Source organism: Phosphitispora fastidiosa, assembly GCF_019008365.1.
Classification (GTDB): domain Bacteria; phylum Bacillota; class Thermincolia; order Thermincolales; family UBA2595; genus Phosphitispora; species Phosphitispora fastidiosa.
In genome coordinates this window covers 61,912-87,717 of record NZ_JAHHUL010000007.1, presented here as the reverse complement: position 1 = coordinate 87,717, position 25,806 = coordinate 61,912, and the positions used below count along the sequence as shown (strand labels likewise).

Genomic DNA, 25,806 nt, shown 5'->3' with positions numbered 1-25,806 from the left:
TTCCCTATTGAGCCGGGAGTATGCTATTTTTCCACCAAATCCTGTCCCAGTTTAAAGGCCCGTTCCAATACTTCCCGGTTTCTGGCCATAGCTTTTTCAGCATAGGCATCGGTATCCGGAACCCTGTATTTCCCGGCCACCTTAAGCCACTCTTCTTTTGGGAACACAATTGCGCCTTTGGCGTTAATTCCCACAGCAACAATCTCTTCCATAAAACCGCCATTATTGAGGGAACCCAGCATCCTGCGGAACAGCTTCAGGGCATCATCTGCACACTCGGGAGTGGGCGCCCCTGCCGTAAGGACAGTAACTATATTACGTTTTTGGGGTTCGAGTCTGGTAATCGACTTAATCCCGCCTCCCGGTACATAGGTGATCCTGCTGATAACTCCCATTAAACGGTCCAGCAGTATTTTTAGCTGTCCGGTCATATAGTTGCCGTAAATGGGTGTCCCCATAACTATAGCGTCAGCCTGCTCAAATTTCCGTACAATGTCCATCAGTCCGTCCTCCTGCCGGCAGATGCCCTCCTGCCGGCATTCCAGGCAACCCTGACATGACCTGAGATTCAGGTCGTCAACTAAAACCTTTTCTGTCTCTGCTCCCCTGCTCCGGGCCCCTTCCAGAATCTTTTCCATAATAATATCGGTATTACCCTCAGTCCGGAAACTTCCGTTTATGGCATAAACTTTCATAATATCTCCCCTCTTCCTGCAGTTCTATATAGTTAGAAATGAACTTGATATTTACTTCTATTCGCGGAAAAATACACAACCTCCTTCATTAATTTCCGTTCATTTTTCAAGGTAATTTCTCCTGCTCTGTCAGCTATTTGCCGCCTAAAAAACATTTTACATAGATGTATAATTGTGATAAAATTATTTTGTAGGAAAAATGTACTTATTTGTAGTATGGCAGTTTGCAGGGTCGGTCATTACAGACCGCATGCAGGAAATGTTATCAATAGTTCATGGCAAAAAAACTTAAAACTACGGGAGCATGGCAGGATGGGGTAATATATCAGATTAAAGCACTCCTTTCCGGAGTGTTTTTTGTTTTTTAAATATAAATATTTTATGAAAGGAAGTGCAAGTCGTGTTTAAAAGGAACAGGAAAATCTTCACATTGCTGACCGGTTTATTGCTGATGGGTCTGCTGCTGTCAGGGTGCGGCGGGTCAGCGCCAACATCCGGTGATGGTCTGGAACCGTATAAGGTGGGAGCCATTTTCGACATCTCCGGAAAAGCCTCCTCACTGGGAATCCCGGAACGTGACACTGCCCAGATGGTGGTTGAAGAAATAAATGCCAACGGCGGAGTCAATGGCCATCCCATTGAGCTTATTATTAAAGACAGCAAAAGTAATGAGACAGAAGCTGCCCTGGCTGCCAAAAGCCTGATTCAGGAAGGTGTTGCTGCCATCATCGGTTCCAGCAGCAGCGGCACCACAATGGCCATGGTTGAAATGATACAAAACGCTCAGATTCCCCTAATCTCCTGTGCCGCCAGTGTCCGGATCACCGAACCGGTGGCAGAGCGCCAGTGGGTCTTCAAGGTTGCCCAGAGTGACAGCATTGTGGCTGAAAAAATCACTGATTACCTGAAGGCCAACGGGATGAGCAAGGTTGCCCTGGCATCGGTAAATGATGCTTACGGCGACAGCGGCCGGACTGAGTTTGAAAAGGCAGCAGCAGCAGCCGGGATTACAATTGTTGCTAAAGAAAAATTCGAAACGGCTGACACCATTATGACTTCCCAGTTAACCAATATTAAGAGTCAGAACCCTGATGCCGTTATCTGTTGGGCCATCCCACCCGCGGCCTCAAGTTTTACCTCTAACTTCAGCCAGATGGGTATTGAGGCACCACTAATCCATAGTTCCGGGGTTGGGAACCAGACATATCTGGACCTGGCCGAAAAGGCTGCCGAAGGAACAGTCTTCCCGATTGGCCGCCTGCTTGTTGCCGAACAACTGGCCGACTCCGACCCGCAGAAAGCAATCACAAACGAATATGCCCAAAAATACGAGGAGCAATTTGGTCCCAGGAGTACCTTCGGCGGGCATGCCTGGGATGCAGTTAAAATAGTAGCTCAAGCCCTGGAAAAAGTGGGTCCTGACCCTGCAAAGATAAGGGATGAGATTGAAAACACCAGTTTCACAGGGGTAACCGCCATATTTAACTTTACCCCCGAGGACCACAGCGGTCTCACTAAAGACTGCCTGGTCATGGTAAAAGTCAGCGATGGAAAATGGGAGCTGGTCAAATAATACAAAAAGTTTTGTGATTAACTAAAAAAGTGTTTACAGGGACAGAAGTTTGTGCTATTATCTTTTTAATATTCAGTCAAAATTGCAATTGGCTGTCAACAAACTTAGACACTCAATGTAAAAAGTGATGACGGAGACAAGTAAGTTGTCCCGGTTTGTCCAGGGAGGAAGGGCCGTAGACTGCAAGCCTTTCCCTTTACCGGTCAGCTGAAATTCCCTCCTGAACTGCAGGTTGAAGGGAACCCCATGCATTTCACAAATTGATGGGTACTCCTGGTAGGCCGTGCCGGCTCTCCACCGTTAACAGGCAGAAGGTATCAGATTCAGTCAGAGATGAATCTTGTACCTGCAATTAGAGAGGGCTGCACTGCAGCCAATCTGGGTGGTACCGCGTGAAGTATAAACTTCTCGTCCCTGTTAGGACGGGAAGTTTTTTGTTTTTATTGTTACGGGTTAGAACGGTTAGCCCAACGAGGCATATGGCAGGATGGAAATCCCGTCACCTGGGAGAAACAGGTGCTTGACTATAAAAACAATAAACTTCAAGGAGTGTGAAACGGTGGAACGGTTGATGAAAAAACGCGCTATCCTAGTGATTGCCCTGGTATTGGGCCTTGTCCTGGCAGGCTGCGGAGGTACACAGGAAACTCCTGAAAAAAGCAGTTCTGCAGAATCAAAAGAGCCCTATAAAATCGGAGCAATTTTTGACATCTCAGGTCCGGGTTCTTCCCTGGGTGTTCCCGAGCGGGACACAGTGAATATGATTGTTGAGAAGCTCAATGAAAATGGCGGCATTGACGGTCATCCCATTGAATTGATTATGCTGGACAACAAGAGTAATGAAACAGAAGCCGCCCTGGCTGCCAAGAGTCTCATCCAGAAGGATGTCCTGGCCATTATCGGCTGCAGCACCAGCGGCACCACCCTGGCAATGCTGGAGGGTATCCAGCAGGCAGAGATTCCCCTCGTTTCAGCTGCCGCCAGTATTCGTATTGTGGAGCCAGTTAATGAACGCAAATGGGTCTTTAAAACCGCCCAGAGCGACAGCTTGGTAGCTGAAAGGGTAGCTGCTTACCTGAAATCCAAGGGTCTCACAAAAATAGCCTTTGCCAGCATGAATAACGCCTTTGGCGACAGCGGCAAGGTAGAGTTCGAAAAAGCAGCTGCCAAGGAAGGTATTGAAATTTTGGTTATGGAAAAATTTGAGGTAAATGATACTATCATGACCTCACAGCTCACCAACATCAAAAAGTCTGACCCGCAGGCAGTGCTCTGCTGGGCTATACCGCCCTCAGCTTCCAGCTTTACAACCGGTTTTGCGGATTTGGGCCTCACAGTGCCTCTTATCCACAGCCATGGAATCGGCAACAAAACATTTATTGATTTGGCCGGTGAGTCAGCCAATGGTGTGGTCTTCCCGGTCGGTAAGCTCCTGGTGGCCGAAGGTCTCCCGGAGGATGACCCGCAGAAGCAGGTTCTGGTCGAATACGCGACCGATTTTGAAGCAAAATACGGCCCGCGGAACACCTTTGGCGGTCATGCCTGGGATGCTCTGCAGATAGTCCTCAACGCCGTGGAAAAAGCAGGTCCCGACAGGGGCAAAATCAGGGAGGAATTAGAAAAAACAACCAATTTCGTGGGCATTTCGGGTGTCTTTAATATGTCTCCTGAGGACCATAACGGCCTTGGTCTCGACAGTATGGTTATGGTGGAAATCTCAGAAGGCAGCTGGATACCCGCCAAATAACCGGTAACTATGCAGACTCTCGGAAATGACCGGGAATGAAATATGGTGAGCTATTGTACCGATTTTCCGCACTGACACCGGAGAAATCTAACCTTGTTCCTGGCGAAGTCACGGACTAAACCGCCAATTCGCCATCCCTGGCTCAGTGGCGGCTACGCCATCCATGGCTACGGTCCGCGACTTCGCTTAACGGAACCTCAGTAAGATTTCTCACGATGACAGTGCAAGGAAAATCTTGTACAACACCTCACCAAATTCCACGGTCATTTCCGGAGCTAATAGTACAGGATAATAAGGCACAAAGCTTTGAGCTTAGAGGAAATTTTTTAAGAAACTCAAAACACCTTAAGGGAGGATGACATGAGCCTATCCAGCGAACTTCTGCAATACTTGCTCAGCGGCCTGACAATGGGCGGAATCTATGCCCTGGTTGCTTTAGGATTTGTAATAATACATAATGTCACGGGTATCATAAACTTTGCTCAGGGTGAATTTGTGATGCTGGGGGCCATGTTCATGGTAACCCTCGTCAATGCCGGAGTACCTGCCGCAGGCGCTCTGGTAATTGCAGTTATTCTGGTTATGATTGTAGTTGGCCTGATAGAATTCGGGGCTATCAGGACTGCAAAAAAAGCCTCCCCGTTAACACTCGTTATTATCACAATCGGTTTATCAACAGCAATAAAGGGTATTGCCCTGCTGATTTGGGGCACAAACCCCTATAAGCTGGCGCCCTTTACCAAAGGCGGCCCCCTGCATATCGGAGGAGCGACTATTGTTCCCCAGAGCCTTTGGGTAATCGGAACAACCGTGCTGGTTCTGGCCCTTACCTTTTTCATCTTTGAATACACCTACTGGGGTAAAGCCCTCAGAGCATGTGTGGTCAACAAGTTTGCCGCGCGTCTCATGGGAATCAACCCCCAGCGAATGTCCCTGCTGGCCTTCGTGTTCAGCGCTGCCCTGACTGCCCTGGCCGGAATAGTGATAGCCCCAATAACATATGTCACCTATGATATGGGCCTTATGCTCGGGCTTAAAGGCTTTGTGGCTGCAGTTCTGGGAGGTTTGAGCAGTACACCGGGCGCCGTTATCGGCGGCCTGGCCCTGGGAATCATGGAATCAATGGGCGCAGGCCTGCTATCATCGGGATACAAGGATGGGATTGCGTTTGTCATCCTCCTCCTGGTTCTTTTCCTGAAACCCGGCGGACTATTCGGGACATCCGGCACTAAACGCGTATAAGGAGGGCCTTATGAAAGACCTTTTAAAACAAAAACGATTACGACACGCACTGATACTTTTATTTACTTTGGTTATTTTTACTCTCCCTTTTGTGATTACCAATAATTATTACCTCAGCGTTCTGGTTATTATAGGTATCCATACCATAGTTGTCGTCGGCCTCTGTCTCCTGATGGGATATGCCGGACAAATATCCCTGGGTCATGCTGCTTTTTACGGACTTGGAGCCTATACCTCCGGAATTCTCACCTCAACATATAATATTTCTCCATGGCTGGCAATGGCTGCCGGGGCTGTGGGGACCGGAATGATAGCTTATTTAATAGGCATTCCGATTTTCAGACTGAAGGAACACTACCTTGCCCTGGCCACCCTTGGGTTTGGTCTTATCATACATGTTATCCTGATGGAAGAAGTGGAACTGACAGGCGGTCCGTCGGGTCTGAGCAAAGGGATACCATACCTGTCCATCGGCAAACTGATTTTTAATAATGATTTCAAATTTTATTTTCTGGTCTGGATACTGGCCCTGTTAGCTTTGATTCTGGCCAACAATGTGGTCCATTCCCGAATCGGTCGTGCCCTCAGGTCAATTCACGGCAGCGAGTTCGCCGCCCAGAGCCTGGGTGTGGATACAGACAGGCATAAGCTGCAGGTTTTTGCCCTGAGCGCCGTCTATGCAAGTATGGCCGGCAGCCTCTATGCCCATTATATTACCTTTATCAGCCCCAGCCCCTTCGGACTGATGACTTCCATACAGTTTGTGGTCATGGCAGTTGTGGGAGGCCTTGCCAGCATCTGGGGACCTATTTTTGGAGTATCTGTAATCACTATCATGGCAGAAAGTTTAAAGGAGTTTATGCCTCTTTTGATACCTCAGGCCGGAGGAGAATATGAAATTGTAGTATACGGAATTATTCTTGTTGTCATTATGATTTTTATGCCTGACGGCCTTACGGCAAGCTTGGTTAAAGCCTATGAAGGCTGGAGATACAGAAAGGAGCGTGCCAATGAAACTCCTTGAGGTAAATCATCTCACCAAAACCTTCGGCGGGGTTCATGCGGTCAGTGATGTCTCTTTTTCTGTCTCCAAGGGAGAAATTATTGCCGTCATCGGGCCGAACGGCGCCGGTAAGACGACACTTTTTAACCTGATGACCGGTGTTTATCCCCCTACTCAAGGTAATATTTACTTTAATGATACAGAGATCACCTGTCTGCCCACTCATAAAGTAGCCGCCCTGGGAATTGCCCGGACCTTTCAAAATCTCCAGGTTTTTAACAATATGACAGTACTGGAGAATGTTATGGTCGGGCGGCATATCCGGAGCCGTACAGGGCTTCTGGGAGCAGTTTTCCCGCTGTGGCCCGTTCAGGTCGAAGAAAGCAAAATAGTAGAAAGTTCCCTGGAAAAGCTGGCCCTGACCGGTCTGGCCGACAAGGCAATGGAACCGGCCAACAATCTGCCTTACGGTCAGCAAAAAATGCTGGAAATTGCCCGGGCCATCGCCCTGGAACCGGAACTGCTGCTTCTGGATGAACCGGCAGCCGGGCTCAACTCCAGTGAGACCAGGGAATTGGTTGATATTATATATACCCTCAGAGATCAGGGAATTACAATCATACTGGTGGAACACGACATGGAAACCGTTATGGAAATTACCGACCGGTTGGTAGTGCTCAATTTCGGCAATAAGCTTGCCGAGGGCACACCTTATGAGATTCAGAACAACCAGGAGGTCATTACGGCTTACCTGGGTGAGGAGGGCTTATAATGCTGAAGGTTGTCAAAATCGAAACATATCACGGGAGAATCAAGGTTCTAAACAGTGTTTCCCTGGATGTTGAAAAAGGCGAGATAGTAACTATTATCGGTGCTAACGGAGCCGGTAAAACGACCCTGCTGAGCACCATCGCAGGTATTCACAGGCCTAAGTCAGGCCAGGTGTACCTTGGAACCGTACAGACCAGCTGCATGCCGGTACAGGATGTGGTCAAAGCAGGCATCAGCCTTGTTCCCGAACACAGGGAGGTCTTTGATTCTCTTTCTATAATCGATAACTTGAAGCTGGGCGCCTATCACCGGTATAAAACCGATAAAAAATTAATTAATGATGACATTGAAAATATTTTTTCCCTCTTCCCTGCCCTGCGTGGCAGAGAAACCCAGCTGGCCGGTACTCTGAGCGGCGGTGAACAGCAAATGCTGGCAATCGGCAGGGGTTTGATGGCCAAACCAAAGGTCCTGCTCCTGGATGAACCCTCACTGGGCCTGGCCCCCTTAGTGGTAAAAGAAATATTTGATATCCTGGTGAGCCTGAAAAAGCGCGGCACCACAATCCTGATGGTTGAGCAGAACGCCAAGGCCGCCCTAAAGGTGGCCGACAGGGCTTATATTATTGAACGGGGACAGATTTCCCTGGCCGGCAGGGCCCGAGATATGCTGCAGGATACCAGGGTCCAGTCAGCCTACCTGGGCGCCAGGCTGCATGCTTAGTAGCATTAGTCAGTGCATGCTGGCGTAATATAATTGGTGGCACATTTTTTGGGGCCACTGAATATCATGTGTTTAAATGAATTAAATATACCACGCAAAAGTGATGACGGAGACAAGTAAACTGCTTCATGCCGTACAGGGAGATAAGGCCGCCGACTGAGAGCCTTTCCGGTAATGGACAGTTGAAATTCCCTCCTGAACTGCAGGCTGAAGGGACACCTGAACACGTTTCAGACTCTCCTTGTAGGCTGTGCCGGCACTCCACCGTTAACAGGCAGAGGGTATCGGATTCTAGGCAGGAGTCAGGAGCCGGGAGTTAGGAGCCGGGAATTGGCGATTGGCTTGGCAGTTGGCTGCTGGCTAACGAATCTCGTACCTGCATAGGAGTGGGCTGCACCTGCAGCCAATTCGGGTGGTATCGCGGAAAGCTATAAGCTTCTCGTCCCTAAGGGATGAGTGGCTTTTTTTAATTTCCAGGACACGGTTTTGGCTGTAAATTATGTATTTCTGAGTTGCCTTCAGGAGTCCGGTAGGATGGTTTGCACTAAAGCAGAAACCTCCCAACGGCAGCTTTAATATATAGAGCAGGACTGAAAAAGTCCGCTGCTAAAACAAGTATGAAAAAAGGAGTGGTTTACTGTGCTGAAACGATTAATCCTTCCCCTTCTGGTATGTTTAAGCATTATCGCTGCATTAATCAGCGGCTGTGGTAGTTCGGCAGATAAAACGGCAGGGCCAAATGAAAGCAAGTCCTACAAAATCGGGGTAGTCCTGGACATTTCAGGAAAGTCTTCATCCCTGGGAATACCTGAGCGCAACACGGTTGAAATGATGATTGATGACATCAACAAAAATGGCGGCATCAATGGAACTGAGCTGGAAGTAATTATGCTGGACACTAAGAGCAATGAGACAGAAGCCGCACTGGCAGCAAAGAAGCTGATCCAGCAGAATGTCCTGGCAATTATCGGGGCCAGCACCAGCGGCTCAACAATGGCAATGGTGGAATCCGCGGAAAATGCCGGTGTGCCCCTCATCTCATGTGCAGCCAGCATCAATATTGTGGAACCCCTCGAAGAACGCCGGTGGGTATTTAAGACTGCTCAGAGTGACAGCCTGGTGGCTGCCAAAATAGTTGAATACCTCAAGGCCAATGGAATGACCAAGGTGGCCTTTATGAGTGTCAACAGCGCATATGGTGACAGCGGCCGGGTAGAATTTGAAAAGGCAGCTGCGGCATCAGGTATTGAAATAGTGGTCCAGGAAAAGTTTGAACAGGAAGATACCATGATGACCTCACAGCTTACCAACATTAAGAAAAATGACCCCCAGGCCGTGATTGCCTGGGCCATCCCTCCCGCCGCCTCCAGCCTGACCGCAAACTACAGGCAGATGGCTGTTAATGCTCCCCTGATCCACAGCCACGGTATCGGGAACCAGACCTTTATTGACCTCGCCGGGGAAGCGGCTGATGGCGTCATCTTCCCCATCGGAAAGCTGCTGGTTGCCGACATCCTTGCGGAAACTGATGCCCAGAAATCAGTACTTACCGGATATGCAGAACAATATGAGGCTAAATACGGCCCGCCAAACCCCTTTGGCGGATATGCCTGGGATGCTGTGCAGCTAGCGGTAAATGCCATCGAAAAAGCCGGACCTGACAGGGAAAAAATCAGGACCGAGCTTGAGAATACCAAAAACTTCGCCGGAGTTACCGGCATTTTCAACATGTCACCCGAAGACCATAACGGGCTCGCGGAAAGTGACCTGGTACTGGTGGAAATCAAAAACGGCAAGTGGCAGCTCGTGGAGTAAGCCAGGAGCGGTAAAACTGAGTTTCCAACAAGTAATAAATGACCACCTTTAATTTTGATCACAAAAGGAGTGGCAGACATATTCCTCCACGACGGCAACGATTCAGTCGACAATCCACTCCCGCTTACGCGGATTGTGGGTCGACTGACATCAGACTCGTCGTTCCGGAACACATCTGCCACTCCTTTTCATTCAAAAAGCTGCTCACTGACTCACCTGCTTATCTCCCAGATGGCGCCTGATTTGCGTTTTGGCGGACCTCCGGTATCCCCTGTCTGCCCGAAATCAACTACGTAGAGTTTGCCGGTACCGGGGCAGAACCTGGCCTGAATAGGGTGGACAGGCCCGTTACCCGGATTACGGGGATCAAGGATGACCATAAAATCATTAACCTCTCCTGTTTCTATATTAACCCTGATAATCTTGAAGCCTGCCGGTTCCGGCAGAGGTTCGGCCATATGGTCAATATGGCCGAACAGCGCTACAAAGGCTTCTCCCTGGAATCCAAATTCCGTGCCGGTTAAAAAATCAAACTTAGCGGGAACTGAATGGGGCTCAAACAATGCCACAGGGCCTTCCGCCAGAGGAGGCTGATTAGTGATCAGGAACTGGGGCTGTGGCCCGCCATCAGGCTTAAACCGGGGGTCGGTTACCGGAACTCTGGCATTATAATCCGGCCACCCATACCATTCACCAAAATTAATCTCCTCAAAGGTATCCCAGGCATTAGCAACAGGCCTGCTGCCGCGGATATCCATCCCATTATCAGTGGCAAACAAGCTGCCTCCCGGCGCAAACCCCAGACCAAACGGGTTGCGCACCCCGTCTGCAAAGACCTTCATCCCGCTCCCGTCAGGATTTGCCTGGTAAATTACCCCGGTATAGGGGAATTGAGATTTCACTGTCTGGCCTGGCTTTGCGGCAGTGCCAAAAGGCTGGAAGGCACCTGTCACAGTACTGTTTCCAATTTCAGGTTTCAGGACATTTTCACTGACAAAACTCCGTTCCGCAAGTTCAAAATTCCGGCTTGGGAAGTCACGAAACCGTGGCCTTTTGCCCAGCCAGGTGTTATCAGGACCAACAACTCCTGAATTGGTCACTGTCCCTATCCCGAAATACATCCTCCCATCAGGGCCGAATACGACCTGGCTCAGTTGGTAATCACCACCGGTCGGCAGGTTATTAATCACGGCCTCCCTGCTCCCGTCCGGAAAGACCCTGGTTATCTGACCGGGGTAACCCGATTCCGACACATATAAGCTTTCATCATACCAGGTGATTCCCGTCACCGGGGGCAGGAACCCCCGGGTAACTTCAGCAGTAGACCCATCCGGATAAACTCTCAGCACGCGTGCCGACCCCAAAACACTGCCGGCCCGGTATCCGGATTCCACCACATACATTTCCCCGGCATCACTGAAGGTAATCCCGGTGGGAAAGGTTAAATCCTTCACATATTTCTTTATCCTGTACCCCGTAGGCAGCTGAACCCCAAAGTCCGGCTCGACAACCTGGTTGATCCCTTTACCCTGTGGAATGCATACTTCCTGTCCGGGAGAGAGTTTTGTAGGATCATCTATATGAGAATTGGCCACAATCAGCTCCGCAAGCTTGATATGATGCATTCTGGCAATTGATACAATCGTGTCACCTTCCCTGACTGTATATAAAAAACCGTCACACCTGGTCATAGTTAATCTCCTCTCTTGATGCTGATATGTCGCTATCACATATTATGTAAAGATGCCCATCTTTGTGCTTCCGCCAAAAAGCCCTCTGTTTCAGCCGCAACGGCCTAAAACAGAGGGCGCTTCACTTCTCAGTCTTCTTCACTTCTCAGTCTTCTTCACTTCTCTTGGTCAAATCCGCGGCATATAAATCGCAGGTTTCAGGGTCAGTTTGGCCCCAGTTGCTGTTCCAAACTGCCAGGGTCATATCCCGGTTAACAAAAATGTGTGTTTCCTGAGTCGGGTCACCTTCAATATTCCTGTGGTGAGCAATTCTTCTGGTGGTCCCTGACCCGTCAATTTTAAGGGCATAGATCTCTCCTTCATAAGGATGCCACCCGCCTTTCCCCGGCTGCTCACACCCGGGTTTCCGGCTCCGGCGGGTTGATACCACGACCCACCCCCTGCTTCCTGAAGCCGCTCCCGATATGTTTACATGGAAACGGCAATCCAGTTTCTGTACAACAGTCTCTTTCCCCTCCGGAACAGTAATCTTGATTATCTCGTTTGGGTTCTGCCGCTGCTTGGAATCAACGCTGGAGACCACATAAACATGGTTTCCGTCAAGATCATGGGCAATTTTCCCCGGGTGGGTAGTGTCAATCAGCTGTCTGACCGGCTTCATGGCAGCTGTGTACAGTCTGGTCCCTTCGAATTCACCGGTTCCCTGCCTGCCCCAGCCAACAATAACATAATCTCCCTCCGGTGTTACCGTAGCCCATTGAATTTCCCCGGAAGGGTCAGATATTTTCAGTCCCGGTCCTTCCAGCTTGGTTTTAATATCATAGGTAAATAATTCTTCAGGATTGCCTCTGCTATCAAGTCCCAAAACGGCTATCCTGGAACCATCTTTACTGAGCCGCCCCTCAGGAGTAGCTGTTACCCGGGAAAACCGCGTAAAGGAGTGCAGCGCTTTATACTGTTCTGTGATTAAATCTTTGATGTACAGATTATTCCCCTCAAAATAATATAAAAGGTGTGGGTCCACTGGATGCCACCGAGGAATTATATCACTTCTCATATCATGCAGATATTTATTAAATCTAAAGCCCGGAAGGTCCAGCAGGGTCCATCTGGCTTGCCCGTCTTTAATCAGTATATGAGTGCTGTCTGCATTAAAAACATTGGCTGTCAGATAATCCTGGCTTGCACCGTCAGCAGCCCCGGCCGGGCCTGTCAACCTTAAAATTGTTGTGCCAAATACAGGATCCTTAAAGGGAATATTGGGTTCCGGCCTGGGAAGGCCAACCTGTTCCCGGACCTGGTTATCCCCCGGTATCCCGCTCAAGCCGGTGTAAACCGTACCGGCGACAGGTTCTGTCACAGAATCATGAATTCCTATATTAAGGGTACTACAGCACGGAGGAGGATCAACATTTTTCCCTCCCGCAAAATATACGATAAGTCCCAAAACTATGTATGCTGTTACCACATAAGCCCATTTCTTCATTTATTTACACTTCCAAGCATATTATGTTAACCGCTTAAACATCTTATGACATAATGGTAATTGTTTCGAAGCATTTTTTCAATACCAAAAGAAAGACATGGTCAGGGGCTGACTCATAACTGTTCCCTTTTCCTATGGGTCAAAATGAAAAGAGGGAGCATTCCCATGAATTTTTTATTGATGGGCCGCTCCCGTGCCAGTGACAATTTTAATGTGGCATATTTAGCTTCGTTTATTCGGTGGCAGCAGTTTGGGAGTGGTTGTCTCATCAAATATGAACTTCTCTTTTAGGGCCGAACTTCCTTCCTTGTTGCGGGCAACATTATCCACAAACTGCTCTGCCTCAACCTCCATTAGTTCTCCCAGTTTATCAGACTTTTCATTCCAGATATCCTTTTCCCTTTTTGGGCTCAATTCCCTGCACCTCCAGGTTGTTTTAATATTAATTTGACCACCCGTAAACCAAACTATTACCGGTACAGAAGAATATTTTTGGGGAAAACCCTGGTCATTTCCTGTGGTTACTTTCCTGTGGTTACTTTCCTGTGTTCCTGCAAAAACCTGGCCCAGTCGCCATCTGGAATGATTTCCGCATTCTCCTTCAGCCACCCGGCTTTTGACGGAGGCCAGAGGAACATATGTGCCTTTACCTTTTCACCTGTTTCCAGGAGTTCCACGTCCCTTATCTCCCGGATAAGATGGCTCTGGCTTTCTAACCCGGTGTATTTTTCGATTTCGTCTATTTCGGGAAGAACAGTGGCCATATCCCTGGTCTGAAACATAACCCCTTTTATTTCACCTTCACCCTCAAGAACAACCGGATAGCCGTCTTCAGGAAGAAAATACATGATCCCCTTAGCTCTTGCTTTATACAGTGTCGGTTTATGTGCCTGAATAAAACGTTCATGGTTTTCCATACCCGGAAGTAATGTTCCGTATACAAAAAGATTATCCAAATACATACTATCACCCTTTCTCCTGTTATGTATGTTATACGGCGCTGCCATGTTATATTTTATTCTTTCTTTGCCAATATTATTTTTCCCTCTTTTACAGAGGGAGGTTTTGGATATAGATGAAAATATTTTCCTATATCTTCGGGTTGACACAGGGCCGTCAATTTTCATATAATTAACTTATCGAACACATGTTCCGTGGAGGTTAACCCAAATGAAGATAATTGCACACATCTTCCTTCATGATTTCCGGGGTAATATGTCTGAACTTGCCTGTAAATGCCATAACCTAAGTCCCAGGGTGGAAACCCCCTGTGAAAACGAGGCTTTTATTGACCTGAGCGGCAAAAAACCTCCCGGGGCACGGGTAATCAGCGCTTTTACCGGGACAGTCATCCCTTCCCTGGGGAGTTTTGCCACAATCAGCCTGGCCCCCTGCCGGCTGCTGGCAAAGGCTTTGACAATGGCATATGTCACCAACCCTCCCAGCCCGGGAAGACTACCGGAAGGGACTTTGGCAAAGGGTTACGACAAATTCCGTCTCTGTGTCCTCAAATCTGACACAGCCGGAGATTTCACGTCCCGGCTTCCGATAGAATCTATGTGGCCATTGGAAAAAAAGGTTATCCAACGCCTGAAAACCTTGGGGCTGAAGTCCTTTGGCGAAGTCAGCCGGGTCCCCCTGACAATGCTCTACAGCCCGTTTGGTTCCCTGGCCCCCCTGATTATGGATTACAGCAGGGGTATCGATACATCAAACATACCTTTTTTCAGTCCTCCTGACAGGATTACATATCACAGCCGCTGTGAGTGTTCCGACCTCATCGGGCTGGAAGAAATCATCAAACAGGCTGCAGTCCACCTCAGCCTTAACCTGCAGGAACGGGGAAAAAGCTATCGTGAACTATCCCTGGCTATCTTCTCTGAAGATTGCTGCACTGAAACCGTGACCTCTTCCTTTACCAGGGGAAAATATGATATCCGTTCGGTATACCAGGACTGTATGAATCTCCTGAAAAGACTGCAGGCTGCCGGCCCGGTGACAGAGCTGTCTCTGGCAGCGGGACGGCTCGCAAACTGTGTGCACAGCCAGATGTCTCTTTTTGAAGACCCCAAAACCCTTAACGGAAGGTATGCAGAGCATCACGAAAAACTGGTCAGGGTCTGTGAAAACCTGGCCTCCAGGTACTCCCCCGGAATTATCAGGATGGGCAGCGCCCTTCCCGTAAGCCGCAGGGAACAAATGCTGATGTTTGTTGACCCCCTGCGCAATGGCGGTAAAACAGCAAAGGATGATTACAGTGGTAAAATTAATTAATAAAAATATCGAAATGGAATATGGCATCAATAATACCCCCCTGGCCTTCCGGATTAACGGGAAATGGCTTCCGGTCAGCCAGGTTCTTGATATATGGAAAGATACCGGCATATGGTGGGACGGGGAAAGTGAAAAAACCTTCTACAGGGTAAACACTCCTGAAGGAAGCCTTTTTGAGCTTTACCGGGACAGTGTCAGCCGGTCCTGGTTCCTGTACCGCGTTTATGATTAGGGAGGCCTCCATATGAGTTTTGTCCACCTTCACGTCCACTCCCCGTTTTCTTTTCTCGACGGGGCCGGAAAAATCGAAGAAATGGTAACCTCTGCAGCCGCAGCAGGCATGCCCGCACTGGCTCTCACAGACCATAACAACCTCTGTGGAGCCATCCTTTTCTCCGGCCTGGCTAAAAAGGCCGGGATTAAACCTATCACCGGTGTTGAAATAACCCTGGGGGATGACAGCCACCTTACCCTCCTGGCCAAAAACCCTGATGGCTATACAAACCTCTGCCGTATCCTGAGCGCTGCCCACCTGGGGAATCCACGCCAAACCCCGCGCACCTCTTATGAAACCCTCAGGGCTTACAGCAGTGACCTGGCGGCCCTGTCAGGATGCCGCAAAGGCAGGATTCCACAGCTTATCCTGAAGGGTCATTACCGCCTGGCTGAGGAAACGGCCCAAACATTTGCTGATATTTTCGGCAGGGAAAACTTCTTTATCGAAATGCAGCAGGATTTCCTCCCGGGAAGCCGGTTTCTCAACAGCGCCCTGGATAACCTGGCCTCCCACCGAAGACTGAAAACAGCGGCCACCAATAATGTCCATTATGTTACCAAAGAACAGTTTAAAATTCACGACCTGCTGACATGTGTGCGGACCCTGACAAAGCTTGAGGAAATTCACCCCGAACGGCGTCTCAATGCGGAAAATTACCTGAAATCACCTGCTGAAATGGCCCAGATTTTTGGTGACTATCCACAGGCAGTCACAAATACCCTTGCTATTGCCGAAATGTGCCAACCGGCCCTGGAGACAGGGAACCGGCTGTTTCCCGCCTTCCCGGACATTCCCCCCGGGGAAACCGCTGCCGGTTACCTCAGGAAACTTACCTTTAAAGGAGCCAGGGAACGCTATCGCTACCTGCCCCGGCAGGTAACCTCACGCCTGGACCATGAACTTGACATCATCTGCCGCCTGGGGTTTGAGGATTATTTTCTGTTGGTCTGGGATGCCGCCAATTACGCCCGCAGAGAAAAAATCAGGTATGCCGGGCGGGGTTCAGCCGCAGATTCGGCAGTCGCATACTGCCTGTACATCACGGAGGTTGATTCCATAGCCCGGAACCTCCTTTTTGAACGTTTCATGAGCCTGGAGCGCGCCCAGACACCGGATATTGACATAGATTTTGATTCCCGCCACCGGGACAGGGTATCAGCATACCTCTATAAAAAATACGGCGCCGACCGGGTGGCCACAGTCTGTACCTACAACACCTTCAGGGCCCGTTCTGCCTTCAGGGACCTGGCCAAAGCCATGGATTTCCCGGCCGCTGAAATTGACCGCCTGGCCAAAAAGCTGCCTTATATCCAGGCCGACCAGATTGATCTGGCAGTAGAGCGCTTTCCGGAACTCCGGGAAAGCGGAATTGATGCCCCCGGATTCCGGGATCTCCTGGACTACTGTGGCGCAGTTTCAGGATTCCCCCGGTTCATCGGCACACACCTGGGGGGTATTGTTGTCAGCCGGTGTCCCTTATCTGATGTAACACCCCTTCAGGAGGCTGCCAAAGGAATAGTTGTCACCCAGTATGACAAGGAATTTATTGAAGATATAGGACTCGTCAAACTTGACCTGCTGTCACTGAGGACCATGTCCGCAATTGAAGACACTACCCTGACCATCAGGGAAACCGGCAGCAGCTTTGACTATGAAACAATCCCCCTTGACGATAAGGCAACCTTTGCAATGCTTAACAAGGGAGAAACTGTCGGGGTCTTCCAACTGGAGAGCCCTGCCCAGCGCGCCCTGCAAAGCCGCCTTGGCGCCTCCGAAATGGAAGACATTATAGCCAGTGTGGCCATCATCAGACCCGGTCCCATCAAGGGCAACATGGTAGAACCCTTTATTGCCAGGCGTCAGGGAAAAGAGCCGGTGACATACCTGCATCCAAAACTTGAACCTATCCTGAAAAAAACCTATGGAGTTGTCCTCTACCAGGAACAGGTTATTGAAATTGCCACAGCAATTGCCGGCTTTACTCCAGGTGAAGCTGACCGCCTGCGCCGCGTGATGACTCATGCCCGCTCCCACCGGGAAATGGCCGGCATCGGAGCGGACTTTATTAAAAAAGCCGCTGCCAACGGGGTCAGCACAGAAGTTGCCGAAACCATCTTCTCATATATTACCGGCTATGCCAGCTATGGTTTCTGTGAGGCCCATGCAGCAGCCTTTGCCACCACTGCCTATAAAACAGCATATCTTATCAAGCATTACCCGGCCCATTTTTTTGCCTCAGTGCTCAGCCACCAGCCCATGGGGTTTTATGATGCCAACACCCTGTGTGTGGAGGCACGGAGGAGAGGAGTGACTATCCTCCCCCCTGATATTAACCTGAGCCGGGAGTCTTTCACTGTTGATGCCAACACCATCCGCATCTCCCTCAGGCAGATAAAAGGGGTTAAAGACAGTTCCCTGGAAAAAATTCTGACAGCCAGGAAAAATGGTCCCTTCAGGTCTTTTGACGATTTCCTGAAACGTATCCGCCCCGACCGAAATGTCCTGGAAAACCTAATCTGCTGTGGGGCCTTTGACAGCCTGCGCGATAACCGGAAGCAGCTATTGTGGGCCATTCCGGCTGCCGGCAGCAGAGGAAACACCGGTGAGCTTGCCCTCACAGATAATATGGTGACCCTTCCCTCTGTCCCGGACTTTACGCCACAGGAGAAATTCAATATGGAGTATGAAATACTCGGCATAGATGTCACCAGCCATTATATGAGTCATTGGCGCACCAGGCTGGAGCGCAGGGGCTTTTTGAACAGCAGGAATCTTGCGGTCGCCAGAGACAGCAGTCTGGTTAATGTTGCCGGCCTGCCAGTCCGTCCGCACCGTCCCCCTACCAGGACAGGCAAAATAGCCGCCTTTTTTTCACTGGAGGATGAATTCGGCCTGATTGACATCACTGTTTTCGAAAAGACCTACCAGAAGTTTGGGAATCTCCTTTTCACCAGACCTGTTCCACCGCTTCAGGTTTGGGGCACATTACAGCACAGGGGAAACGGTTTCTCCATAATCGCCAGGCAAATATCCCGACTGCAGTGATTACCGTTTAACCCCGTTTTTCCACCGCTCACCTTCTGTTTTCTGCCATTCGCCCTAATGATGTATAAGATAGGGGCACTAAGTGCTACCATTATATGGGGGTGGTGTATGTTTTTGTTTACATAATTGGGAAAAGGAGGTGAGGTTAATTTCAAGGCATTCCCCAAGGCATTTTAGCCAGGCACTTTAGCCGCGAGGCATTTTAGCCAGGCACTTTAGCCGAACTTATACTTGGGGGGAGTTTTAGATGTCTGAAGAGAAAAACACCGGCGCCATAGCTGACCCCGGTCCGCTTGGCCTTGCCGGCTTTGCAATGACAACCTTTATCCTGAGCATGATCAATGCCAAACTGGTACCTGCTTCAATACACGCCACCTTCCTGACCCTGGCGCTGTTTTACGGGGGTATCGCCCAGATACTGGCCGGAATGTGGGAATTCAAAAAAAATAACACCTTTGGCGCTACTGCCTTCACTTCATATGGCGCTTTCTGGCTCGCTCTGGCTTCAATTATCCTTTTCGAAGAACTAAATCTGATTAATTTCGGACCTGACAGGAATATTGCCATCGGCCTCTTTCTGGTAGCCTGGACAATCTTCACCTTCTATATGTGGATTGGCTCATTAAAAGTCAATAATGCCCTTGTCTTTGTATTTACAACATTGCTGATAACATATATCCTGCTGGATCTGGCTGAGTTCAAAATAATTGCCAGCAGCGCTCCCGGAGGCCTGATGGGGCTTGTATGTGCAGCCGGGGCCTGGTATACATCAGCAGCCGGAATTATCAACACAACATATGGCAGGGCCGTGCTGCCTGTTGGCCCCAGGAATATTAAATCCGCAGCCGTCAAAGTGCCGACAATGAACCTGAAAAAGAAAGTAAAGGCTTAATATATAAACCTGAATAGGGGCAGATGCTTCCTCGGGCGGGTAAAAAACTTGCCTTCTGGAAAACATCTGCCCCTTTCGCTGTTTTCACTCTGTTGATGCAAATAATCAGATGACTCACCGTAAATAATAACTGGTAATGATATATGGGTGAGGCGGTAGATAGCAATGGATATTGTAGATGTTATTGCAGATATTAAGAAAATTACGGGAATAACTGATTCCACTCAACAAAAACAACAAAGTCTCAATGTCAGTGATGTGTGGCATCTGTGGGATATTCTGGTGGCCAAATATGATACCATTGAAGTAATAAATATACTGCTGAATTGTGCCCGGGACGCTGACCTGAAGTCAGTTGTTAAACATACCTTAAAGGTAGTTGAAAAAGGGGCAGATGAACTGCAGGAGTTAATGCTGGAATATGCGATTCCCCTTCCCCCAAGGCCGCCGCAGAGCGCAAATACCACTTTAAATTTAGAAGTGGTCACAGACAAATATATCTATAATAGTATTTTTGGTTTAATCAAACAACTGATGCCGCTTCTGGCAGTATCATTTAATAATAGCGGATCACCGATAATTATTAATTTTTTTAAAAACCACATAATGCAAACAATGGAACTGGTTGATTATCTGTCTGTGTATGGTGAAGCAAAGGGTTATCTGCAAAAATTACCTATGTATATACCCATGTTTTAAAATTAAATTGAGGTGACAATATGAAAATACCCAGCATATACCAACAAATTACAGACCTCACTAAATCTCCGGAACAAAAGCAGCAGGAGATCAATATCAGCGAAGTGTGGCATCTAAACAGCCATTTACAGATGAGATATGATGTCCTGGAAACTACTAATATACTTAAAAACTGTGCCCAAAGCCCGGAACTGCGGTTGATTCTGAATTCCGGGATAGAAACTCTGCAGAATCAGATTCATAAAATAGAAAAAATAATGGGTGATTACGGCATCCCCTTTCCCGCGAGACCGCCTTTTGATGCCAAAACAATTGCCAATGTTGAAATGATAACAGACAGGTATATATTCAGGCGTATCTTAAGGGGCATCCAAGACATGATTCATGTCCATGCAATGGCTTTTACGCAAAGTACGATGCCGGTGCTGAGGGAACAGTTCAAGATTTTTCTTTTTCAGGAAATCGAAATATATGATAAGCTTTTTCAATATGGCAAAATTAAAGAATTTTTGGAAACACCGCCACATTACAAATCTTAATGTAACAGTTTGATGCAGAAAAAAGCCTGTTCGTCCTTAATTAAAGGAAAAACAGGCTTATATTTTAACCATTCCCTGCCGCCGGACATAAAATATACTATGAAGTCCAAAAACCAAATATCTCAAACAATGATAAGGAGTTGATCAGTATGCCCATATGTCCCGGAGGGCAGATCTATGTTATTCAGGCAGGTGATACTCTATACTTCATCGCGCGTCGTTTTAATATCCCGATTAATGTTCTTCTGATGGCTAATCCCGGTATCGATCCGTATAACCTGATGATCGGGCAGCAAATTTGTATCCCTGTACCGCCAACGGTTACCTGCCCAAACGGCAGCATCAGGTATACAATTAAAGCCGGGGACACCCTATATAACATTGCCGCCGCATACAATACCACAGTTGAAGCAATTATGAGCCTCAATCCCGGCTTAGACCCGTATAACCTGATGATCGGCCAGATTATCTGTGTACCGGAAACCCCTCCGGTGCCGGAGCCCGGCCCGGAAATTGTGAATCTCAATCCCACTGATATAACCCCCGCCTCAAAGGGTGTGGCCTTTATCGAATCCGATGCGGTGACCGCTTTTGTAACCAATGTGCCGCAGCCAGATGAACTTCCAGATGGTGAGGTTTATAAGCTATGGGTTAGAGAGTCCGGCAACGGTCAACAGGTGGTCACCACCATGGAAGAAATTTTTCCCGGTTACTGGGGCGGACGTGTGGAAGTGGATTTTCCCCTGACCACAGGTGTCTCTATCCTGATTACTTCTGAGCAGGCGGAAAACACTACAGCTCCGGCAGGTCTCGGGGTTGCTGAAAAAATACTGTAAATCCAGCTTAACCTTGACAGCATCTCCCTGACTAATCCGGTATCCCTGACAACATTTCCCTGATCATCCTGGCATTTCGGACAGCCTGTCCCTGGTAATGGTTATTGAGACTGACAAAAACGCGCTCTGCTTTTTCGGCCATTTTAATAATTTTGGGTATCCATTCTGCCAGTTCTTCCTTTGAATAAAGATAGTTATATCGTTCATATGATTCTTTATGATGATACCAATTGGCCGAATTACGCCCATGGAACCTGACATACCCCATCCGGGATGTCAGGGCGGCCACAGGACGGACAAGCCCTTTTAGGTCAGGTTCGTCCACTGATACATAGGCAAGCCCTTCATCCCTAAGGAAACCCAGGGTATCCCCTGAAAGCCACTCCTGGTTGCGGAACTCAATAGCTGCCTGAACCTCTCCCAGATGCCCGGCAAACCATTTAAGGTATTCCCTGTTGGCCCTGTTACAGTGAAAGGAAAAGGGGAACTGGGCCAGGACCCCACCAAGCTTGCCTGCCTCTGCCAATGGCCGGATAGCTTCCATAAAGTCGGCATAATCCTTTTGCCCCGCAGACCGGTCATGAGTCATCGAGCGGTGAGCCTTCACCATAAACTGAAACCCATCAGGAGTCTTTTTAACCAGATTCCCCATCATATACTTATTGGGCATCCCGTAATAAGTAGAGTTTATCTCGGTAAAAGCGAATTCACGGGCATAATATTCCAGCATTTCGCCTTTTTTGATTCCTTCCGGGTATACCGGACCAATCCAGTCAGGATAGCTGTAACCGGCAGTGCCTATGTGAATCAAATATCTCACCTCAAAAACCAAGGAGAAGTATTCTCCTTGCAGCTTATTGACAAACTTCATATTTTTTAGCATTGAATTGTAATATTGACAGGGGCAGATGAATTCCTCCGGCGGGCTACATCTCCGCCGGCAGCAGCTCCCGCTTCGCGGGTCGCTGGCCGGTCGGACGACAGACTCCGCCATCCGGAACACATCTACCCCTGTCTTATAACATTTTAATCTCAAAATCACTGACTTTGTCGACAGCCTGCAAGGAGAAGTATTCTCCTTGGTCATAATGTAAGGACGACATGAAATTAATAAGGGGCAACCTGTTTGCCCCTTGGGAGGTTACGTTCCTCCGTCACGTCAGGGTTTAACCTGTTACCCTTCTACTTATATTATATGAAATCTTCCCTGCTAATACAAGGAAATCAGTAAGGTATTTTGTATACTTGAGATTCCCCTTCTACAACATCCGAGAGGATTCACCGTGAATATGTCGAAAAAGAGAGGGAAATAACTAATCAGCATAACGGGGTGATAATTTGAATTCCGATACCAGGACTGAAACTCTCGTCAAAACAAAAATCGGGGAAGAGGCTTTTGACATCGAACGGGTTTATTTTGTGAAAACCGACCGCAGATCAAACCCGCGCAAAATTGACCCCTTCAGGTATTTTGAGGGCAGCCTGCCGGTACTGGTTTCAGCCCCTCACTCGGTGCGGCACATCCGTCACAAGAAAATCAAGCCTTCTGATGAGTTTACCGGCTCCATGGCGTGTATTCTAAAAAAACTAACGGGCTGCCACAGTCTTGCGGTAACAAAACTTTATGGAGGAGACCCCAATTTTGACGATAAATGTATTTATAAAGAGTCAATTAAAAACATCACTGCTGCTAACAAGCCCAAGATAGTTATTGATATTCACGGCGCTTCCAGAGAGCATGATTTTGACATTGACATCGGTACCATGAAAGGGAACTCCCTGCTGGGCAAAAGCCGTTATGTCGCGCTGCTCAGGGGTTCGCTTGAAAAACACGGCATCAGCACCATATCGGAAAACCGCTTTACAATATCCGGCCAGAACACTGTTACCAGCTATGTTTCCCAACACCTCGGCATTCCGGCGCTCCAACTGGAAATTAATAAACGCTTCCGCGCTCCGCACCAGAACCCGGAAGATTACTGCCGCATGGTGGCTGCCCTGGCAGAATTTATCCAAAAAATAGGCTCCCGGAAATGACCGGGAATGAATTATGGTGAGGTATTGTACCGATTTTCCACGCTGACGCCGGAGAAATCTAACCTTGTTCCTGGCGAAGCCACAGACTAAACCGCCAATTCGGCTCTACCCGCAGGGGGCACGCCGGATCCGTAAAGGCGCTGAAGCGCCTACGGCTCCGCTGCTGCCTCAATGGCGGCTACGCCATCCATACCCGCAAGGGGTAGGCCGGAAGCCGTAAGCCGCTAAAGCGGCAACGGCTCCGCACTGGCTCCGGTCTGTGGCTTCGCCTGGCGGAACTGCGATAATATTTCTCACGGCGTCAGCGTAAGGAAAATCTTGTACAATAGCTCACCATATTCCAAAGGCGCAGAGCCGTGAACATAAAGGAACTTTTATTTCAGAGAGACTTATAAGAACCTTATTATTTCTGCTAACACTCTGTTAATCACAGCACTCTGTTGATTAAAACACTCTGTGATTATAGCACTTCATTGACAATCGAGCAACTTTTCATTATATCTGACCTGGGGGTGGGAAAATGCTTCCTGACAAGGCGCACGGCTGACCGTAACCACAGGCGTACTTGATGTACGTCGAGGATTACGGTCAGCCGCGCAAGCAGTCAGGAAACATTTTCCCCTGCATGCACAATTCCCTTTTCCCGGCAATTAAATAAGGTGGTCTTTATATACTCCAGACCACCTTCTTATTATTCTATATGAGGCTAAAATGCCTTATTTTCCGAAGAGCAGAACAAACAGAAAAATCGTTGAGACTCCAACTGACACAGTACCTATAAGTGCACCAAGCAGCCTATTGCCAATTGAATACTCGTAACTCATACTAACCCCCTCCTTATTCAGTTTGTATGGATTAAACTTTAATCACACCTTATATATTTCTCTTCGCAGAAAGTTTTTTAAATCCTTCTTAAATTTGTGCTTAAATTTGCATTTTTGTATATTTTGTGTTTTTCTATATTATGTAACACCTTGAAAGGATGTTTGCCCATGCCAAAGATATTTGTGATTACAAACAGGACTCTTACCAACGGCAGGCCCCTGGTTTCTGTCATTAGGGAAGCAGCTGCCACAGGAGCAGATGCCGTTATCCTCCGTGAAAAAGACCTGGCTGTGGCGGAGCTGTATGAACTGGGCGCTGAGATGTCAGCTATTTGTACAGGCACCGAAACAAAACTGATAATCAACTCAAGTGTGGAAACCGCAATAGCCTGTAATGCCTCCGGGATCCACCTGGGGACAGGCAGCCTGCCGCTGAAAGTTGTCAGGGCAATGGTCCCTGAAAAAATTGTCGGAGTTTCGGTACACAGCACAGCAGAGGCTCTCCAGGCACAGGCTGATGGCGCAGACTATGTTTTGGCAGGCCATGTTTTCCCTACCCGCAGTAAACCAGGACTGGCCGGAAGAGGTCTGGACTTTATCAGCTCAGTAAAAGCTTCTGTTAAGATACCGGTAATTGCCATTGGAGGCATAAACCCTGAAAATGCAGCTGGGGTTATCCAGGCAGGCGCAAATGGTATTGCCGTAATGTCCCTGGTGATGGAGGCAACCGATATCACCGGGACCATAAAAGCCTTGCGCCGGTCAATGCTGTCAGTGCAGTGATGGCAGCAACCAAGTCCCACTCACTGGAGCTGCCACCCGGTAGCGACAGGGAGTATTCTGATGACTTCCCGGTTTTTGACGTGGCAACCCCTCCCCATTTTTACTCATTCACAAAAGAATAGATATGCGGGAGGAGCCTTAATTATAACTAACAAAATAATCCGGTGACTGCAAAAAAGACTGCGGCGCTCAATAAAATGCCCCCAGCATACTGGCTAAAATCATGTTTATTCATAGTCAATCTGGCCCAGCCGATAGGGATCAGGATTAAAAAAAGCCACCAGAACTGCCAGCCATACAGGTAATTCACGGTACTGTATATGAGAGTATTCAGTCCGCCGTGAAAACTTATTTTCCAGTAAATTGTTACCAAAACAAGACTGAGGGTGGCCAGAAATACTGCGCCGGTAATAATAAACAGTTCCCTGTTCAAAAAAAATGTTATCCCGACAGCAACGGCAAAGGAAACCATGCACTTCAGGGTGAAGTCAACCCGTTTAATTCTCTGGGTTATATCAACATCAAATTGTTTTCTGATCAATACAAGGTACAAAAAATACCCAAAGGGGATAACAAAAACGAATAATAACAGTATAGGAAAATAGACCACTTGTTTGTGTACCGGCAGGCTGACATTCCGGAGCACCAGCCAAACCATCAGCGGCAGCCAGATAAGCGGTTCGGTTATTCTGGATATTATTTTAGCCGCAAGCAGTGCTCTGCTGTGGCGGGAAGATGCAGTGTCCGGGCTCAAATTCCCCATCCTTTGTTTTTGGCTTGGTATTTGCGGTATTTGAAACTTATTTCGCTGTAAACACCACATATCCCTCCTGTTATTATGTACATTCACCTGT

At 48.3% G+C, this 25,806-nt stretch carries 23 protein-coding genes; 16 read left to right on the top strand and 7 right to left on the bottom strand.

Features of this window, described 5'->3' with window-relative positions:
* Positions 1-23: 23 nt before the first annotated feature.
* Positions 24-695 carry a flavodoxin family protein gene (locus Ga0451573_RS08615; RefSeq protein WP_231683480.1) on the bottom strand — a complete coding sequence of 224 codons (672 nt, stop codon included), beginning with the start codon at positions 693-695 and terminating at the stop codon, positions 24-26.
* 400 nt (positions 696-1,095) lie between these two features.
* On the opposite strand from Ga0451573_RS08615, the gene Ga0451573_RS08610 reads away from it, so the two are divergent.
* From Ga0451573_RS08610 to Ga0451573_RS08580, 7 genes are all read left to right on the top strand, one after another.
* Complete coding sequence (locus Ga0451573_RS08610; RefSeq protein WP_231683479.1) at positions 1,096-2,268, top strand: ABC transporter substrate-binding protein; 1,173 nt, start codon at positions 1,096-1,098, stop codon at positions 2,266-2,268.
* 520 nt (positions 2,269-2,788) lie between these two features.
* Positions 2,789-4,015 carry an ABC transporter substrate-binding protein gene (locus tag Ga0451573_RS08605; RefSeq protein WP_331459402.1) on the top strand — a complete coding sequence of 409 codons (1,227 nt, stop codon included), beginning with the start codon at positions 2,789-2,791 and terminating at the stop codon, positions 4,013-4,015.
* A gap of 360 nt (positions 4,016-4,375) precedes the next feature.
* Complete coding sequence (locus Ga0451573_RS08600) at positions 4,376-5,257, top strand: branched-chain amino acid ABC transporter permease (RefSeq protein ID WP_231683478.1); 882 nt, start codon at positions 4,376-4,378, stop codon at positions 5,255-5,257.
* A gap of 10 nt (positions 5,258-5,267) precedes the next feature.
* Positions 5,268-6,281 (top strand): branched-chain amino acid ABC transporter permease, encoded by a 1,014-nt coding sequence (locus Ga0451573_RS08595; RefSeq protein WP_231683477.1) that lies wholly within the window; start codon positions 5,268-5,270, stop codon positions 6,279-6,281.
* Positions 6,268-7,032 (top strand): ABC transporter ATP-binding protein, encoded by a 765-nt coding sequence (locus Ga0451573_RS08590; RefSeq protein ID WP_231683476.1) that lies wholly within the window; start codon positions 6,268-6,270, stop codon positions 7,030-7,032. The genes Ga0451573_RS08595 and Ga0451573_RS08590 overlap by 14 nt, the downstream gene beginning before the upstream one ends.
* Positions 7,032-7,754, top strand: coding sequence for an ABC transporter ATP-binding protein (locus Ga0451573_RS08585; protein WP_231683475.1), 723 nt, complete (start codon positions 7,032-7,034; stop codon positions 7,752-7,754). Before Ga0451573_RS08590 ends, Ga0451573_RS08585 begins: the two co-directional genes overlap by 1 nt.
* A 639-nt stretch (positions 7,755-8,393) precedes the next feature.
* The gene (locus Ga0451573_RS08580; RefSeq protein WP_331459401.1) at positions 8,394-9,569 is read left to right on the top strand and encodes an ABC transporter substrate-binding protein; all 1,176 of its coding nucleotides are present in this window, start codon (positions 8,394-8,396) and stop codon (positions 9,567-9,569) included.
* 212 nt (positions 9,570-9,781) lie between these two features.
* Here the strand turns inward: Ga0451573_RS08580 and Ga0451573_RS08575 are convergent, their stop codons facing one another.
* The 4 genes from Ga0451573_RS08575 to Ga0451573_RS08560 form a co-directional block, all read right to left on the bottom strand.
* A complete protein-coding gene (locus Ga0451573_RS08575; protein WP_231683474.1) occupies positions 9,782-11,260 on the bottom strand; it encodes a LysM peptidoglycan-binding domain-containing protein in 1,479 nt (492 codons plus the stop codon).
* Positions 11,261-11,405: 145 nt separating this feature from the next.
* Entirely contained in the window at positions 11,406-12,746 is a 1,341-nt protein-coding gene (locus tag Ga0451573_RS08570) for a hypothetical protein (protein ID WP_231683473.1), read from the bottom strand.
* Positions 12,747-12,968: 222 nt separating this feature from the next.
* A complete protein-coding gene (locus tag Ga0451573_RS08565) occupies positions 12,969-13,160 on the bottom strand; it encodes a hypothetical protein (protein ID WP_231683472.1) in 192 nt (63 codons plus the stop codon).
* 107 nt (positions 13,161-13,267) lie between these two features.
* Positions 13,268-13,708, bottom strand: coding sequence for a gamma-glutamylcyclotransferase family protein (locus Ga0451573_RS08560; RefSeq protein ID WP_231683471.1), 441 nt, complete (start codon positions 13,706-13,708; stop codon positions 13,268-13,270).
* 208 nt (positions 13,709-13,916) lie between these two features.
* Between Ga0451573_RS08560 and Ga0451573_RS08555 the strand changes: the two genes are divergently transcribed.
* The 7 genes from Ga0451573_RS08555 (at position 13,917) to Ga0451573_RS08525 (ending at position 21,308) form a co-directional block, all read left to right on the top strand.
* Complete coding sequence (locus Ga0451573_RS08555) at positions 13,917-15,020, top strand: DinB/UmuC family translesion DNA polymerase (protein ID WP_231683470.1); 1,104 nt, start codon at positions 13,917-13,919, stop codon at positions 15,018-15,020.
* The gene (locus Ga0451573_RS08550) at positions 15,004-15,252 is read left to right on the top strand and encodes a DUF6504 family protein (RefSeq protein WP_231683469.1); all 249 of its coding nucleotides are present in this window, start codon (positions 15,004-15,006) and stop codon (positions 15,250-15,252) included. The genes Ga0451573_RS08555 and Ga0451573_RS08550 overlap by 17 nt, the downstream gene beginning before the upstream one ends.
* Positions 15,253-15,264: 12 nt before the next feature.
* Positions 15,265-18,342 carry a DNA polymerase III subunit alpha gene (locus tag Ga0451573_RS08545; RefSeq protein WP_231683468.1) on the top strand — a complete coding sequence of 1,026 codons (3,078 nt, stop codon included), beginning with the start codon at positions 15,265-15,267 and terminating at the stop codon, positions 18,340-18,342.
* A 247-nt stretch (positions 18,343-18,589) separates the two neighbouring features.
* Positions 18,590-19,234 carry an acetate uptake transporter gene (locus Ga0451573_RS08540; protein WP_231683467.1) on the top strand — a complete coding sequence of 215 codons (645 nt, stop codon included), beginning with the start codon at positions 18,590-18,592 and terminating at the stop codon, positions 19,232-19,234.
* 165 nt (positions 19,235-19,399) lie between these two features.
* Positions 19,400-19,933, top strand: a complete 534-nt coding sequence (locus Ga0451573_RS08535; protein WP_231683466.1) for a DUF3231 family protein — start codon at positions 19,400-19,402, stop codon at positions 19,931-19,933.
* 20 nt (positions 19,934-19,953) lie between these two features.
* Positions 19,954-20,472: a DUF3231 family protein gene (locus Ga0451573_RS08530; RefSeq protein ID WP_231683465.1), complete on the top strand. Its 519-nt coding sequence runs from the start codon at positions 19,954-19,956 to the stop codon at positions 20,470-20,472.
* A 149-nt stretch (positions 20,473-20,621) separates the two neighbouring features.
* Entirely contained in the window at positions 20,622-21,308 is a 687-nt protein-coding gene (locus tag Ga0451573_RS08525) for a LysM peptidoglycan-binding domain-containing protein (RefSeq protein ID WP_231683464.1), read from the top strand.
* Positions 21,309-21,339: 31 nt separating this feature from the next.
* On the opposite strand, the gene Ga0451573_RS08520 is transcribed toward Ga0451573_RS08525, so the two are convergent.
* The gene (locus tag Ga0451573_RS08520) at positions 21,340-22,140 is read right to left on the bottom strand and encodes a DUF72 domain-containing protein (RefSeq protein ID WP_231683463.1); all 801 of its coding nucleotides are present in this window, start codon (positions 22,138-22,140) and stop codon (positions 21,340-21,342) included.
* A gap of 506 nt (positions 22,141-22,646) precedes the next feature.
* On the opposite strand from Ga0451573_RS08520, the gene Ga0451573_RS08515 reads away from it, so the two are divergent.
* Both Ga0451573_RS08515 and thiE read left to right on the top strand, forming a co-directional pair.
* Positions 22,647-23,345, top strand: a complete 699-nt coding sequence (locus tag Ga0451573_RS08515; protein WP_231683462.1) for an N-formylglutamate amidohydrolase — start codon at positions 22,647-22,649, stop codon at positions 23,343-23,345.
* 992 nt (positions 23,346-24,337) lie between these two features.
* Entirely contained in the window at positions 24,338-24,952 is a 615-nt protein-coding gene (gene thiE, locus Ga0451573_RS08510) for a thiamine phosphate synthase (protein WP_231683461.1), read from the top strand.
* 148 nt (positions 24,953-25,100) lie between these two features.
* Here thiE and Ga0451573_RS08505 read toward each other — a convergent pair whose 3' ends face one another.
* Positions 25,101-25,706, bottom strand: a complete 606-nt coding sequence (locus tag Ga0451573_RS08505; RefSeq protein WP_231683460.1) for a hypothetical protein — start codon at positions 25,704-25,706, stop codon at positions 25,101-25,103.
* Between the last annotated feature and the right edge of the window lie 100 nt (positions 25,707-25,806).